This is a genomic window from Palleniella muris, from assembly GCF_004792655.1.
GTDB lineage: Bacteria > Bacteroidota > Bacteroidia > Bacteroidales > Bacteroidaceae > Prevotella > Prevotella muris_A.
Genome location: NZ_SRZC01000011.1, coordinates 47,504 through 62,693 on the forward strand (window position 1 = coordinate 47,504; position 15,190 = coordinate 62,693).

Consider the following 15,190-nt stretch of genomic DNA (forward strand, 5'->3'; position numbering starts at 1 on the left):
GTTTTTAATTTCCAATTTGAGGTACAAAATTAATGATTTTTTTGTGAATAGCTTTTCAAAATAGGTGTTTATTATAAAATAATAACATTCAGATTGTGAAGAAAAAAGCTGTTATTCTTGTTTCAAAACTAACACCAAACGCTTCATGTAATAGTCATTCATACTATTTGCCGAAACCTTTTTGACCTTTCCATTTTTTTATTGCTTTGTCAAAATCACTTTCAAACAGATTCATTTCGCGTCTTCGATAAATCTCAAACTCGTTTTCTGCCTTTTCGATAGCTTCCTTATGCGAGATGCTTCCATTGCCAACCAACACTTGACGCTTGTGTGCAATAATCTGGTTGTCAAGCGCGTCAATCCAATCTTTCATGGTCATAGGATTCATTTCCAATGCCTGAAACTCTGCAAAGTCGAGGAATTCGGACACAAGAAGGTTCAAGCGCTGCAATTCTATTTCTGAGAGATAGTTCTTGGCTATCTTGACATCGTCTTTGGTGACATAATTCCCTTTGAAATTTGTCATACCAACAAACGGTTTCTCGTTGTCCACGCGACGATAGATAACCTCTGCTGCCGTATTCTCATGGACAGCATAATGTAGTTTGTTCTGCACAGTGGCAAAGAATAATTTCTTCATGCTGCTGCGAGGGTCGTAATCTGTAGCGGTAGCAAGAAATTCTTTACAGTTCGATTTTCTTCCAACTCCCCGTCTTTTAATATGTTGTCAATATGTTGGCTAATATTCTGTTTTGTAGTGCAATATATTTCCGCTAACTGATTTTGTGTTAACCACAAATCCTCATCGGCGAAACGCACTGAGACGCGGGTTATCTCGTCATCGTCTTGGTATAGTATTATTTTGTTTTCTTCTGCCATAGTTGTATCTGTGAATGCGGAGCGAGGTTTTTCTCCCCCCCCCCTTACAAAGGTATTTCTCCCGATTTTACAACGCGAGTTCGGGATAAGAAAGTCCCCGAAAAAGTTGGTAATCTCGCAAATATTTTGTATATTTGTAAGTGAAAATCAATAACATACTAAAAATACAAGCAATCTGCTCCGGCATTTGTTTTCTTATTGGACGAAATGTTAAAATTCGATGAAAAGTTTTTGCAAAGTACACTTGTGAGTTTTCTAATTATTGCCCCTTGGAAAGGGCGGGATTATGCTTTTGAAGATGGAAAATGTCTGTTTGCGACCCCATGTGTGGCGAAAGATGATGCGAATGGTAACGCTTTGCGGTGCGAAAGGTAACGAATCGCGATGCAATTCATAACCTTTTGTGCTGCAAATCAATACCAATCGCCTTGTGAATTGATACCAATCGCAGTTGTTTGTTGTGATAAAGATAGAATGAAAAATGTTATCTTGTTGATTGATAGGCGGTTGGTGAGAAGGTGGAATTTTTGTCATTTTCCGATTATTGTTGTTGAATTTTATTTTGAGGAAAATGTTTATGTTAAAAAATGGGCGAGTTTTCTAATTGGTGGTCACGCAGATTTCGCAGATATACGCAGATGATACAACAATTTGGCAATAAGTGTTGGTCTTCGAAATTTGCGTGGAGTGTTTTGCTGTTGTGTGAATTTTCGGGAGAAAAATGCAGTCGTTGTATGGGGAAAACAAAGTTTTATCACAGATAAATGCTATTCTTGCGTTAAATTTAGTTGCAGGATTCTCCTATTTAGAAAATAATCTGTAAATTTGCAAAATATTACGTGCGTTCATAATAAAATGAATTGACATCGCAACATAACATAATAAAACTTAACAACAATTATGGCAAAAAAGAACGAAAAACTCTTCAGCGAGTTTGTCGCACCGTCACGTCAGGAATGGCTTGACAAGATTCAGGTTGACCTGAAGGGCGCTGATTTCAACAAGCGTCTGGTGTGGAAGACTAACGAAGGTTTCAATGTGCAGCCATTCTACCGCAAGGAAGATGTGGAGAAGCTGCAGACTCCGGAGGCTATGCCGGGCGAGTTTCCTTTTGTCCGTGGCAACAAGAAGCTCGACAACGAATGGTATGTGCGTCAGAACATCGTGGCAGACTCTGCCGCGGAAGCAAACGCTAAGGCACTCGATGTGCTTAACAAGGGCATCACATCCCTTGGTTTCCACATCTGCGGCTCACAGCTCAGCCGTGAGTACGTGGAGACTCTGCTCGAGGGAATCTACTGCGACTGCGTGGAGCTGAACTTCACTACATGCAAGCGTCACTCTGTTGAGCTTGCTCAGATGCTTGTCGACATCTTCGAGAAGAAGGGTTATGACAAGGAGAAGATTGTCGCTTCAATTGATTGGGACCCAATGGAGAAGATGCTCGGCGGCAAGGATGTCGAGGGAGTGCTTCAGTTTGCGAAGCCTTTGGTTGAGGCTGTCAAGGACTATCCTCACTTCCGCGTCATTGCAGTCAATACCGTTGCTCTCAGCAATGCCGGTGCATATATCGTGCAGGAGCTGGGCTACGCTCTCGCATGGGGCGCAGAGTACTTGCAGATGCTTGTCGAGGCAGGTGTCGATGCTACTCTCGCAGCAAAGAAAATCAAGTTCAACATGGGCATCTCCGAGAACTATTTCATGGAGATTGCTAAGTTCCGTGCGGCACGCCTTCTGTGGGCAGAGATTGTCAAGCAGTACAATCCTTCATGCGACTGCGCTTGCAAGATGATTGTTAATGCCGAGACCACAAAGTACAACATGACTGTCTTTGACGCTTATGTGAACATGCTTCGTTCACAGACAGAGACAATGTCTGCGGCTCTTGCCGGTGTCCACTCTATCGTTGTCACACCGTTTGACGCGGCTTACGAGAAGCCAAACGATTTCTCAGAGCGCATCGCACGCAACCAGCAGCTGCTCCTGAAGGAAGAGTGCCATTTCGATACTGTCGTTGACCCGTCAGCAGGTTCTTACTATATAGAGGAACTCACTTCTTCTCTCGCAACAGAGGCTTGGAAGATATTCCTCAACGTAGAGGAGCAGGGCGGTTTCCTCGCTGCCATAAAAGCCGGAACAGTGCAGGATGACATCAACGCCACAAACGACAAGCGTCATCTCCATGCTGCACAGCGCCGTGAGTTTATCCTCGGCACAAACCAGTTCCCTAATTTCATCGAGACATCTGAGGGCAAGGCTCCTCTCGCTCATGAGTGTAAGGGCAAGTGTGGCGAGGAAGGCACACTGAAGGCTGTCAAGGCTACACGCCTTGCTGCGGACTTCGAGGACCTTCGTCTTGCTACAGAAAAGGCTGAGAAGCAGCCTGTTGCGTTCATGGTTACTATCGGCAACCTTGCATGGCGTCAGGCACGCGCACAGTTCTCTTGCAACTTCCTTGCCGCTGCCGGCTACAAAGTTATTGACAACCTCGGCTTCAAGACTGTTGAGGAGGGTGTCGATGCAGCTGTTGCGGCAGGTGCGGACATTGTCGTTCTCTGCTCAAGCGATGACGAGTATGCAGAGTATGCTGTTCCTGCGTTCAAGTATCTTGACAACCGCGCAATCTATGCCGTTGCAGGTGCTCCGGCATGTGCCGAGGAACTGAAGGCTGCAGGCATAGAGAACTTTATCCATGTCAAGGTCAACCAGTTGGAGACTTTGAAGATGTTTAACTCAAAACTCGGTATCTAAACGATTATGGCAAGAAAAGATTTTAAGAATATTGATATCTTTGCAGGTATCGAGAAGAAAGACGGCGCACAGTGGCAGAAGGACAATGGTGTGAAGAACGTGTGGAAGACACCTGAGCACATTGAGGTGAAGCCGGTCTATACAAAGGAAGACCTTGAAGGCGTGGAGCATCTTGACTTCGCTGCCGGTATTCCTCCGTTCCTCCGCGGTCCTTATTCGATGATGTATCCTTTCCGTCCGTGGACCATCCGCCAGTATGCCGGATTCTCTACAGCAGAGGAGTCCAATGCGTTCTATCGCAGAAACCTCGCTTCCGGACAGAAAGGTCTGTCAGTGGCTTTTGACCTTCCTACCCACCGTGGCTATGACCCTGACAACATGCGTGTTATCGGTGATGTCGGCAAGGCCGGTGTTTCTATCTGTTCTGTTGAGAACATGAAGGTTCTGTTCGACGGCATTCCATTGAACAAGATGTCTGTCTCAATGACAATGAACGGTGCGGTTCTCCCAATCCTCGCTTTCTACATTGTGGCAGGACTTGAGCAGGGTGCAAAGCTCGAAGAGATGGCAGGAACAATCCAGAATGACATCCTGAAGGAGTTCATGGTGCGTAACACCTATATATATCCACCGTCATTCTCCATGAAGATTATCGCTGACATCTTCGAGTACACATCAAAGAACATGCCGAAGTTCAACAGTATCTCTATCTCCGGCTACCACATGCAGGAGGCAGGTGCTACTGCTGACATCGAGCTTGCCTACACTCTCGCTGACGGTATGGACTATTTGCGTGCCGGTGTGAACGCAGGCATCGACATCGATGCTTTCGCTCCACGCCTCTCATTCTTCTGGGCTATCGGCATGAACCACTTCATGGAGATTGCCAAGATGCGTGCCGGCCGTCTGTTGTGGGCTAAGATTGTCAAGAGCTTCGGTGCGAAGAATCCTAAGTCAATGGCTCTCCGTACTCACTCACAGACATCAGGATGGTCACTCACTGAGCAAGACCCGTTCAACAATGTCGGCCGTACATGTATCGAGGCTATGGCTGCCGTTCTCGGACATACACAGTCCCTGCATACAAACTCTCTCGATGAGGCTATCGCACTGCCGACAGACTTCTCTGCACGTATCGCACGTAACACACAGATTTACATCCAGAACGAGACAAAGGTATGTAAGGAGATTGACCCATGGGCAGGTTCTTACTACGTAGAGTCTCTGACTCAGGAGCTTGTGGAGAAGGCTTGGGAGCATATCCAGGAGATTGAGAAGCTCGGCGGTATGGCTAAGGCTATAGAGACCGGTGTGCCTAAGATGCGTATCGAGGAGGCTGCTGCCCGCACACAGGCACGTATCGACTCCGGAGTGCAGACCATCGTCGGCACAAACAAGTACCGTCTTGACCATGAGGATCCAATCGACATCCTCGAGGTCGACAACACTGCCGTTCGTCTCCAGCAGGAGGCTGCGCTCAAGGAGCTTAAGGCTAACCGCGACAATGAGGCTGGCCAAAAGGCACTTGACGCTCTGACAGAGGTGGTACGCACAGGCGAGGGCAACTTGCTTGAGGCTGCTGTCGAGTGTGCTAAGCTCCGTTGTACACTTGGTGAAATCAGTGATGCTTGTGAAAAAATAGTAGGACGTTATAAGGCTGTGGTAAGAACAATTTCAGGCGTTTATTCTTCAGAGTACAAGAAGGACGCAGAGTTTGAAGAGGCTGTTCGCTTGACGAACGAGTTTGCCGAGAAGGAAGGACGCCGTCCTCGTATCTTCGTGGCAAAGATGGGACAGGACGGTCATGACCGTGGTGCAAAGGTTGTTGCCACAGGTTATGCAGACTGTGGTTTCGACGTGGATATGGGACCTTTGTTCCAGACTCCTGCCGAGGCTGCCCGTGAGGCTGTCGAGAACGATGTGCACATTGTCGGTGTGTCTTCTCTTGCTGCCGGTCACAAGACCCTTATCCCTCAGCTCTTTGAGGAACTGAAGAAGCTCGGACGTGAGGACATCATGGTCATTGCCGGTGGTGTCATCCCTGCACAGGATTATGACTTCCTCTATAAGGCAGGTGTTGCTGCAATCTTCGGTCCAGGTACCTCTGTGGCTTACTCAGCAAAGACAATGATGGAACTCCTTATGGACAAGGACTAACATAAACGCAAAAACGCTGAGGCCTTCGGGAAAGCCGAAGACCTCAGCGTAATCTGTTACAGGTTTTATAAAAAGCAAAAACGATGAAAGATTTTTTTAAGAACATTCTTGCCACAGTATTCGGCATATTCCTTTGTATAGGTATTTTCATAGCATTCTCTATCATCAGCCTAATCGGTATGGTGGCATCCTCATCAACGGAGACTGAGGTTAAGGACAATTCGGTGCTTGTCCTCAATCTACGGGGACAGATAAATGAACAGGGTGCTGATGACCCGTTCGCAGGATTGTTGGGAGACGAAGGACTGTCAACAGGGCTGAATGACATCCTCTCTGCTATTGACAAGGCAAAGGATAATGATGCCATTAAAGGAATCTACATCGAAACCGGTACACTTGCCACTGACAATGCTACCATTCAGGAAATACGCAATAAACTGAAGGAATTCAAATCCAAGAAGAAATGGATTGTCGCTTATGGCGAGAACTTCACTCAGGGCGCATACTATCTTGCGTCGGTAGCCGACAAGGTCTATATCAACCCTTATGGACATCTTGATTTCCATGGTATCGGAGCACAGCCAAGGTATATCAAGGATTTTATGGCGATGTTCGGTGTGAAATATAATATAATAAAGGTGGGCACTTACAAGAGTGCCACAGAGATGTACACCGAGGAGAAAATGTCTGACGCAAACCGTGAGCAGGTTTCTGCATACATCAACGGCATGTGGCAGAATATCCTGAAAGACATCTCTGCTTCACGTAAAATCAGTGTCGCAGAACTGAACAAGATTGCTGATGGCTTCACGTTTATGAGCAATACAAAGACTCTGAAAGCCCAGAAACTTGTTGACGGTATGCTGTATGCCGACCAGGTGAAAGCGGAAGTGAAGAAACTTCTTGGCTTAGACGCAGACAAAGAGATAAACCAGCTCAGTGTCGCTGCAATGAAGAATGTCACAGTCAAGAACAAGTCTGATAACGAGATTGCTGTATATTACTGTGAAGGAGCTATAGTTCAGCATCCTATCCAAGGTTTCGCTATGGGCGGCACAACACAGATTGTAGGCAAGGACGTGTGCAAAGACCTTGAAAAACTTGCCAACGACGATGACATCAAAGCCGTAGTTCTCCGCATTAACTCTCCTGGTGGTGACGCTTACGCTTCCGAGCAGATGTGGCACTACATCTCAGAACTGAAGAAAGTAAAACCGGTTGTTGTCTCCATGGGCGGATGTGCTGCTTCCGGTGGTTACTACATGTCATGTAACGCTTCATGGATTGTTGCCCAGCCAAACACTATTACGGGTTCTATCGGAATCTTTGGAGCATTCCCTGACTTGACAGACTTGATGACCCAGAAGTTGAAGTTCCACTATGACGAGGTTAAGACAAATGCTAATTCCACATTCTCTCCTGTGGCTATGTCACGCCCTCTCACTGCTGACGAGATAGCTGCCATGCAGACATGGATAAATGAGGGATACGCCCTTTTCCGCAAACGTGTGGCTGACGGACGCAGGATGAAGGTAGAGAAAGTGGAAGAACTTGCACAGGGTAGGGTATGGCTTGCCACTGACGGTCTGAAGAACGGGCTTGTCGACCAGCTTGGCGGACTTGATGATGCAGTGAAGAAAGCTGCTCAACTGGCTAAAGTCAAGGACTATCGTACTGCTGATTATCCTGCCATGCCAGACGTAATGTCTCAGCTCTTTAACAAAATCAGTGGCGGAACAGGCAGTGCTCTTGACGAACAGTTGCGTCTCGCTCTCGGCTCATACTATGAACCGTTCATGCTGATGCGCACTGTCAATGAGCAGTCTACTGTTCAGGCACGTATGCCATACTTCCTTGAGATGAAGTAATCCTCACTTGTTAATATAATAACCACACTCCTTTGGCTGTCCCAACAGACGGCAGCCACAATAAAAGCCCGGCGGGCAAGTGCCCATACAAAGACACTGCCCGCCGGTTTATCATATAAATATGGAAGGTGATTTCATAAAGATTTACAAGGCATTGACACCGTTGAGCTGGCTCTACGGCATGGGTGTCGGATTCCGTAATATGCTTTTCGAGATGGGAATACTACGCAGCCGTAGTTTCACAATCCCGATAATCTCCGTCGGAAACATCACCGTCGGAGGGGCGGGAAAGACTCCGCATGTGGAGTATCTTGTGCGCCTGCTGCGGAAGCGTGTGAGGGTGGCTGTCCTTTCGCGTGGCTACAAACGGAAGACACGAGGGTATGTCCTTGCGGAAGGCAACATGACATCCGCTGACATTGGCGACGAACCATGTCAGATGTATATGAAATACGGTGCCGATACGGATAAGAACCGTGTTTACATAGCCGTGGATGCCAACCGATGCGAGGGCATAGAACGACTGCGGCATGACAAAGCGACCGAAGACACGGATGTCATAATCCTTGACGACGCTTATCAGCATCGCTATGTGAAGCCGGGAGTTAATATCCTCCTTGTGGATTATCACCGTCTGATAGTCTATGACAAGCTGCTTCCGGCAGGACGCTTGCGTGAGCCGAAGAGCGGCAAGGAGCGCGCGGACATTGTCATTGTAACAAAATGCCCTAAGGATTTGCGCCCGATGGAGTTCCGTGTCATAAAGAAAGCGATGGACCTCCGACCTTACCAAAAACTGTTCTTTACGACCCTGAACTACGGCGCACTCTATCCGGTGTTCCCGGAAGGAAATGCCATGCGGCTTGAAGATATATCGGAGAAGTATAATGTCGTTGCACTGACAGGCATTGCCTCACCGCAGCAACTCTTGCTTGACCTCGGAAAATATACAAAGAACATCACCCCGATGACATTCAGTGACCATCACAGGTTCACTGACAAGGACATCGATAAGATAAACAATCTCTTTGACACCATACCTGAACCTCGGACAATCGTCACCACCGAGAAAGATGCGGCACGCCTGAAAGACATCGACGGACTGTCGGATGCGGTACGCAGGAGCATCCTTGCATTGCCGATAGAGATAGGATTCATGCTGGACGGTGCCGAAGAGTTTGACGAATTCATCTTGTCCTATCTTCAGAAAAACTCAAAAAACTCTATCCTTGCCCGATTGAAGGATTCGGAGAATACATCAGAAAAGAACAAAATAAACTTCAGATAGTAATGGAAATAAAGGAACTTGGCGAATTCGGACTTATCGAACGCCTTACGAAAGACATTGAGATAAAGAACCCTTCCACCTTGAAAAGTGCCGGTGACGACTGTGCAGTTATAGCCGGAAACAGCGACGAACAGACTCTTGTCACGACGGATATGCTTATGGAGGGTGTGCATTTCGACCTTACATATATAAGTATGCAGCAGCTGGGCTACAAGAGTGCGATGGTGAACATCTCCGACATCTTTGCCATGAACGGCACACCACGCCAGATGACTGTCTCCATAGCTCTCTCAAAACGCTTTACTGTTGAGGACATTGAGGATTTTTACAGCGGTCTGCGTCTTGCCTGTGACAAATGGAACATCGACATTGTCGGCGGCGATACTACTTCGTCGCTCACAGGTCTTGCAATAAGCATTACCTGCATTGGCACTGCACGTAAGGAGGACATTGTCTATCGTTCCGGTGCAAAGGATACAGACCTCATCTGTGTGACCGGCGACCTCGGTGCGGCATATATGGGACTGCAGATTCTTGAGCGTGAGAAGTCTGTCTATTACCAGCAGATTCGCGAGATACAGGCTAAGTACACTGACAAGGCGGAGCAGCGCAAGCAAATCGAGATGCTTGCCTTCTCACCTGATTTTGCAGGCAAAGAGTATCTCCTTGAGCGCCAATTGAAGCCGGAAGCACGTGGCGATGTCATCGAGACTTTGCGCAAAGCAGGCATCCGACTGACAGCGATGATGGACATTTCCGACGGACTTTCTTCCGAATTGATGCACATATGCCGACAGTCTGGCTGCGGTTGCCGTGTCTACGAGAAGAACATCCCTATTGATTATCAGGTGGCTGTGACAGCCGAAGAGTTCAACATGAACCTCACAACCTGCGCCCTTAACGGCGGCGAGGACTACGAATTGCTCTTCACCGTACCTATCGGTGACCTCTCAAAGATAGAATCATTGGAAGGCGTTAAGATGATTGGCCACATCACAAAGCCGGAGCTCGGACAACTCCTCGTCACACGTGACAACAATGAGTTCCCACTGAAAGCGCAGGGCTGGAATCACATGGCATAAGTTATAAACATGCAATAAGTGACTTATGCTGAATAATATATGAATAACTTTCTATCTTTTTGGGCTAATTCCAATAAGTAGTAAATAACCGAAACTGAAATCATCACATAAAATGAAAGATATTAAGATACAAAATTTCCGATGCTATGCAGAGAAGAGCATGTCTTTTCGTAGAGGAATAAATCTGCTGATTGGTGACAACTCTGTTGGCAAGACATCCTTGCTTCGTGCCTGCAACCTTGTAATAAACTCTTTCTTTTCTGGATTCAGTGACGAAAATACTATTTGGAAGAGTGCAGATGACGAAGATTTCAGAGAAATAAGGGCAGAGCAAACTATTGAGAGTGAAGACAAACCGATACGTATTGTCTTCCACCTTGACGATGATGACCTTCCTGCATTGAAGATTGAGGGGGGACAAACAATTCCTACTTGTTGGAGGAATGAAGAATCCGGAGAGTACTGCGACTTGATGATTGAAAAGAAGTCAAAAAAGAATGCACGTAATCTTGTTTCTGGTTTGAAGTGTCTAAAGGATTATGCTACAATGCTGCAATCCAAAGCAGTCATCGTGGAGAATGGATTGGCAAGGCAGATAAATGCACTGCCGGTATATGCTTATTATACAACAGAGGATATTCATTCCATTCGCAAATTTGATAAGGAGAAAAAGAACTTTAAGAAGTACCCTCAAAAACCGTCGTTTGGATATTTTGAAAGTTTCGATTCAAAAGGATTGCTTGATTGCTGGATAAAACGTATCCTTGTGTTGCGCGAGGCAAAGAGAGGAGATGAGGAGATAGAAAATGTACGTAATGCCATCAAAAGTGCCCTTGGTGCTGAAGGATGTGGAATTATTAATGATATAGAAATCAGACCCAATGACGGTGAGGTGGTGTTCCTTCTTGCAGACGGTCGAGAAGTTAAGACGGATTTTCTCTCTGATGGCTATCGTCGTTTAGTAAGCATTGTAATAGATATTGCCATTCGCTGCGCATTGCTCAATAAGACCATATATGGCAATGAGGCATACAAGGAAACTCATGGCACAGTGATTATTGACGAGATTGATGAACATCTGCATCCTGCACTTCAGGTGCGTGTACTTAAAGCGCTGAACAACACTTTCAAGAACGTTCAGTTTATAGTCAGCACTCACTCTCCATTAGTCATTTCATCCGTGGAGTCATGCCCTGATAATGTAGTGTATAAACTGGAGTATGACAGGGAGAATGATACTTACGTACATCACGAATTGAATACATACGGAATGGATGCGTCTACTATCATCAATGCTTATATGGGACAATCGATAAGAGCGGAAGAGATAGCAGAAAAGATTAAAGAAATCAGAGGGCTTATCGACAAAGGACAATTCCATGATGCTACGGCAAAACTTGATTCCCTGAAAGAGAAAACCAAAACTGATGACCCAGAGTTCACTCAATTAGAAACAATGATAACATTTTTGGAGGAATAGGCATGATACTCATAAAGAAGCAGAAAGAGCCGGATGCTTGGCTAAGGTATCGCCTGACTCCAAATGTGGATTATCAGTCTATACCGGAACTTGTTGAGCCTCTTTATAAAGAGCAAGGATATATCTGTGCCTATTGTATGCGCCGAATCCCTCATCGCGACAGTGTATCCAATGAGGGTCACCGTATCGAACATATGTTGAGTAGGGAGAAACATGATGACAAGAAATTGGATTACAATAATATGGTAATATGTTGTCCCGGTCATATTGGCACAGAAGATCATTGTGACAAAAATAAAGGCTCAGACGACATCAGTTTCTCTTTATTTGATAATGTGTTTATAAACTCTCTTTCCTATTCTAACGATGGCTGCATAAAATCGTCAAATGATATTTACGATAAAGAACTCAATGACATTCTTAATCTCAATACTGCATTGTTGAAGGCTAATCGTAAAAGCATGATTGATGAACTTGTCAAAGGGATACAGTCTTATGTAAAAAGAAATGGAAAGTTAGATAAATCATTTCTGTGTCACATGATTGAGAAATACTCAAGCATGTATAGTAAGGATGAAAAACAAGTCTACTATCCATACTGTGGAGTGGCAATCTATTACTTGCAGAAGAAGTTAAACAAACTGTGATAGTGCATTATAGAATAATCAAGTCACTGTCAAAAACAATATGTGCTTCATGGTACGAATATCCCCTTAAAGTAATGGAGGAGTCCGCATGAAAAAACATATCACAAAGCCCAAAAAGGCAGCATCTTCGTCATACGTGACAATAATTAGTCATCGCTAAAGGCACAAGACTGAAAAGGTTATGGCAAATATGGAACACCAATAGTCTGAAAAAACACAATTATCTGGCAAAGCAACCTCCTTTGATGATGCAGTAGTAAGGAACATGCAACATGTTTATCAGCACATAAATGAAATGATTTCACACGAAATGTTATAGAAAAATTTCACACTTTGATTTATATGAAACAATAAAATGTTTGAATGTAATAAAAATCTTCATATAAGAAATGGAATTAGGTATTTCTTATATGAAGATTATAATCTATGGAACAGCAAAATATAAACGAACTATATAATTATACTATTTACCAAAAAGGCTTATTTCTCCGTTCTCTCCTTCTGGATGGACTTTTTCCCATATGGCATCATTTAAACTTTTTATCTGTTCTTGTTCTTCAGGTGTTATCCCTTCACCATATTCACATTCGATAGGCTGTCCATCAAGAAGGGCGGCAATCATTTTGATGTACGAGAACACCTCCTGCTTTGTATTATCAAGAATTACAGCAGCGATATCACCATCCTCTGTTTTATTGAATTTCAGTTTCATATTTAATTGTATTTTTTAAAATTATACTTCTTGACTCTTTTTTTGATTGATGTCCTGCCACCATCAGTTTGATCAGCAATATAGTCCAATACTTTTTGTCCGAATACCTCACTTTCTAATGATGCAGAGCGAATGGTTATCTTGTTTCCATCGTTTTCACAAACAACAATTGTTTGAGCATCTGCCATCATAGGTATCGTTGCATTGTGGCTTACCATAATCACTTGCTTACTCCATTTTACAGCTTTGATAGTTTCTGTTAATGTCGAATTTATATATTTCACAGCCAAATTATCCTCTGGCTGATCAATAATAATGGGCGCAGTATCTTGTTCATACCCTAGTATTAAGTCCAACAAAATTGCCGTTTTCCATCCTGGACTCAAATTATTAAAATCTTTTCCGTCTTTTGTCACAATCTTATACGAACGTGTATTTAACTCCATCAATTTCGTATATACTTTCTGAGTCATATCGTTGTATGATTCGACATTGGGATTTTTCTTGAAATAACGGCTCATCAAATTCCACGGAGTAACATCTGCAATAGTATTGATATTAGATTTTAAACAGTATTTCAATGCATCTACTAGTACTTTATCGTTAAAACTAAAGTTGTTAATAACAGACAATTTATGTCCTCTTGCTTCTATCTCTCTAGTCTGAAAAGAGTATTTTGTTTTGATTAACTCTTGTTTACAGTGCTTAAAGCCCGCAAGAGCTTTTATATATTCACCTACAGTTTTAAGTAAACTATCCTTGTTTGTGATGCGGGATTGCTGCTGTCCAAGTTCATCTTTCAGTATTCTGTCTACAACTTGTTTATGTTCTTTTACGACCATAGACACATCATCAAACACAGTATAGGCTTTTGCCGCTAAAGCAAGTTTTGTTTTTATGGAGTTAATCTCTTCATTTGCACCTTCAACCAAAGGATTATTCTCTAAAAAAGTTCTAATAGTCTCTATTGCTTTTAAATCGATTTTATATTGACTCGAAGGATACTTAACGAGACTTTCTTCTTCTGCCGTTGGCATCAATATATTCAACGCATTTTTCTTTACTATGCCAGTAACAATCAACTGTCCTGGATTAGGTAATGCATTCAAGGTTCGCTCACAGTCCTCTATTTTCTCCACATACTGCAACATTTCACTAATTACTTCATGCAATCTATTTAGCCCCGTTGTAATGCTACGATTAATTTCATTGTCTGCAGGAAAAATATTCCTTAATATCTCTATTTTGTCAATGCTTTTTTCGTTATTATCCGAGATATTTTCTGCGATGAAATTTTGAGATATATAATATGGGGTCATCCCACTTGTATTCTCTACAATTATATTCTCTACACCATAACGCTCTATATACTTCGAGCCCTCAAAATCCTGATGAATATTTCTATATAATGAATCCACAAATAAAGTTTTCCCGGACGAAGATCCGCCAATTACGACATTCAGACCTTCGGTTAAGTTTACATTCACATCTATATGTTCATTCTGCAATTCTATATGCCCAATATAATCACTTCGTCGTATTGGTTTCTCATGACTAGCCACAAGTCTTGTACTTTCAGAAAGCGAAAGTCGTAATCCATCAAATGTTGGTTGCGCAAACATCCATGTTGGGATGAAATCATCATCATTGCCGCTATGCGAGCGAGGATATATACTGGGAGAATAGTTGTCAGAGCAAGTCACAAGATTAATGAACTCCGATATTCCGAGTCGTTCAAAATATCGATGAGTTGCCTCCAGCCCTTTGGTACTTCTTGATGTAAAGCCATCAAATTGATTATAATATATACTTCTATTGATTGCATTGTCTAAATTTTCACCATCGTTGATGCTATAATTAAATGCTCCATGTTTTTGTGAGCCGTGTGGTAGTAAGATGAAATCAAATGTGTCAAAACTATTAATGATTTTTTGGATATCTGGCGTATTCGGGTCATTTCGATCTGGTAATTTATTAGGATATAGCTCATCCAGAATCTCGTTTAGCGAATCTATTCCAGCCTCTTCTATAGGGGCGTTAAAATATATATGACAATGGTACGATTTTGCCTCTGCCCGATTTTGAATGTGTAATTCTACACCAATAATTAAGTTAAGACCCAGGTTTTGGGCCTTCAAATAGGCTGACTTGTTAATGGTGTTGTGATCTGTTAACGAAATCATAAACGGACTGTCTCCATTCAGTTTCTTTATTTGACCGACCAATTCTGCTATATCGTAGTTGGTATTCAGATTATTTGCATCCTCTGAAGTATGTATGTGTAAATCTATGTATATTGGTTGCATGTCAACTTGTTCTATTTAGT

9 protein-coding genes and 1 pseudogene are annotated in these 15,190 nt (G+C 43.6%); 7 read left to right on the forward strand and 3 right to left on the reverse strand.

The window, feature by feature from the left end; all coding sequences use genetic code 11:
- Positions 1–163: 163 nt before the first annotated feature.
- Positions 164–879: pseudogene (gene rhuM, locus E5358_RS07770) on the reverse strand (RhuM family protein).
- A 900-nt stretch (positions 880–1,779) separates the two neighbouring features.
- On the opposite strand from rhuM, the gene mutA reads away from it, so the two are divergent.
- From mutA to E5358_RS07805, 7 genes are all read left to right on the forward strand, one after another.
- Positions 1,780–3,630 (forward strand): methylmalonyl-CoA mutase small subunit, encoded by a 1,851-nt coding sequence (gene mutA / locus E5358_RS07775; RefSeq protein WP_135939664.1) that lies wholly within the window; start codon positions 1,780–1,782, stop codon positions 3,628–3,630.
- A gap of 6 nt (positions 3,631–3,636) precedes the next feature.
- A complete protein-coding gene (gene scpA / locus E5358_RS07780; protein WP_135939665.1) occupies positions 3,637–5,787 on the forward strand; it encodes a methylmalonyl-CoA mutase in 2,151 nt (716 codons plus the stop codon).
- Between the two features lie 83 nt (positions 5,788–5,870).
- A complete protein-coding gene (sppA, locus tag E5358_RS07785; RefSeq protein ID WP_135939666.1) occupies positions 5,871–7,655 on the forward strand; it encodes a signal peptide peptidase SppA in 1,785 nt (594 codons plus the stop codon).
- Between the two features lie 121 nt (positions 7,656–7,776).
- Complete coding sequence (lpxK, locus tag E5358_RS07790; RefSeq protein ID WP_135939667.1) at positions 7,777–8,943, forward strand: tetraacyldisaccharide 4'-kinase; 1,167 nt, start codon at positions 7,777–7,779, stop codon at positions 8,941–8,943.
- A 2-nt stretch (positions 8,944–8,945) separates the two neighbouring features.
- Positions 8,946–10,025 carry a thiamine-phosphate kinase gene (gene thiL, locus E5358_RS07795; protein WP_135939668.1) on the forward strand — a complete coding sequence of 360 codons (1,080 nt, stop codon included), beginning with the start codon at positions 8,946–8,948 and terminating at the stop codon, positions 10,023–10,025.
- Positions 10,026–10,137: 112 nt separating this feature from the next.
- On the forward strand, positions 10,138–11,505 hold the full coding sequence (locus tag E5358_RS07800; protein ID WP_135939669.1) for an AAA family ATPase: 1,368 nt from the start codon (positions 10,138–10,140) through the stop codon (positions 11,503–11,505).
- A gap of 2 nt (positions 11,506–11,507) precedes the next feature.
- Positions 11,508–12,152, forward strand: a complete 645-nt coding sequence (locus E5358_RS07805; protein WP_135939670.1) for an HNH endonuclease family protein — start codon at positions 11,508–11,510, stop codon at positions 12,150–12,152.
- A 463-nt stretch (positions 12,153–12,615) separates the two neighbouring features.
- Here the strand turns inward: E5358_RS07805 and E5358_RS07810 are convergent, their stop codons facing one another.
- Both E5358_RS07810 and E5358_RS07815 read right to left on the reverse strand, forming a co-directional pair.
- On the reverse strand, positions 12,616–12,864 hold the full coding sequence (locus E5358_RS07810; protein WP_135939671.1) for a hypothetical protein: 249 nt from the start codon (positions 12,862–12,864) through the stop codon (positions 12,616–12,618).
- Between the two features lie 2 nt (positions 12,865–12,866).
- The gene (locus tag E5358_RS07815; protein WP_135939672.1) at positions 12,867–15,170 is read right to left on the reverse strand and encodes a PHP domain-containing protein; all 2,304 of its coding nucleotides are present in this window, start codon (positions 15,168–15,170) and stop codon (positions 12,867–12,869) included.
- Positions 15,171–15,190 lie beyond the last annotated feature (20 nt).

Coding starts and splice junctions, on each gene's coding strand:
- E5358_RS07810 (WP_135939671.1), bottom strand. CDS start 12,864: ATGAAACTGAAATTCAATAAAACAGAGGATGGTGATATCGCTGCTGTA.
- lpxK (WP_135939667.1), top strand. CDS start 7,777: ATGGAAGGTGATTTCATAAAGATTTACAAGGCATTGACACCGTTGAGC.
- E5358_RS07800 (WP_135939669.1), top strand. CDS start 10,138: ATGAAAGATATTAAGATACAAAATTTCCGATGCTATGCAGAGAAGAGC.
- mutA (WP_135939664.1), top strand. CDS start 1,780: ATGGCAAAAAAGAACGAAAAACTCTTCAGCGAGTTTGTCGCACCGTCA.
- E5358_RS07805 (WP_135939670.1), top strand. CDS start 11,508: ATGATACTCATAAAGAAGCAGAAAGAGCCGGATGCTTGGCTAAGGTAT.
- scpA (WP_135939665.1), top strand. CDS start 3,637: ATGGCAAGAAAAGATTTTAAGAATATTGATATCTTTGCAGGTATCGAG.
- E5358_RS07815 (WP_135939672.1), bottom strand. CDS start 15,170: ATGCAACCAATATACATAGATTTACACATACATACTTCAGAGGATGCA.
- sppA (WP_135939666.1), top strand. CDS start 5,871: ATGAAAGATTTTTTTAAGAACATTCTTGCCACAGTATTCGGCATATTC.
- thiL (WP_135939668.1), top strand. CDS start 8,946: ATGGAAATAAAGGAACTTGGCGAATTCGGACTTATCGAACGCCTTACG.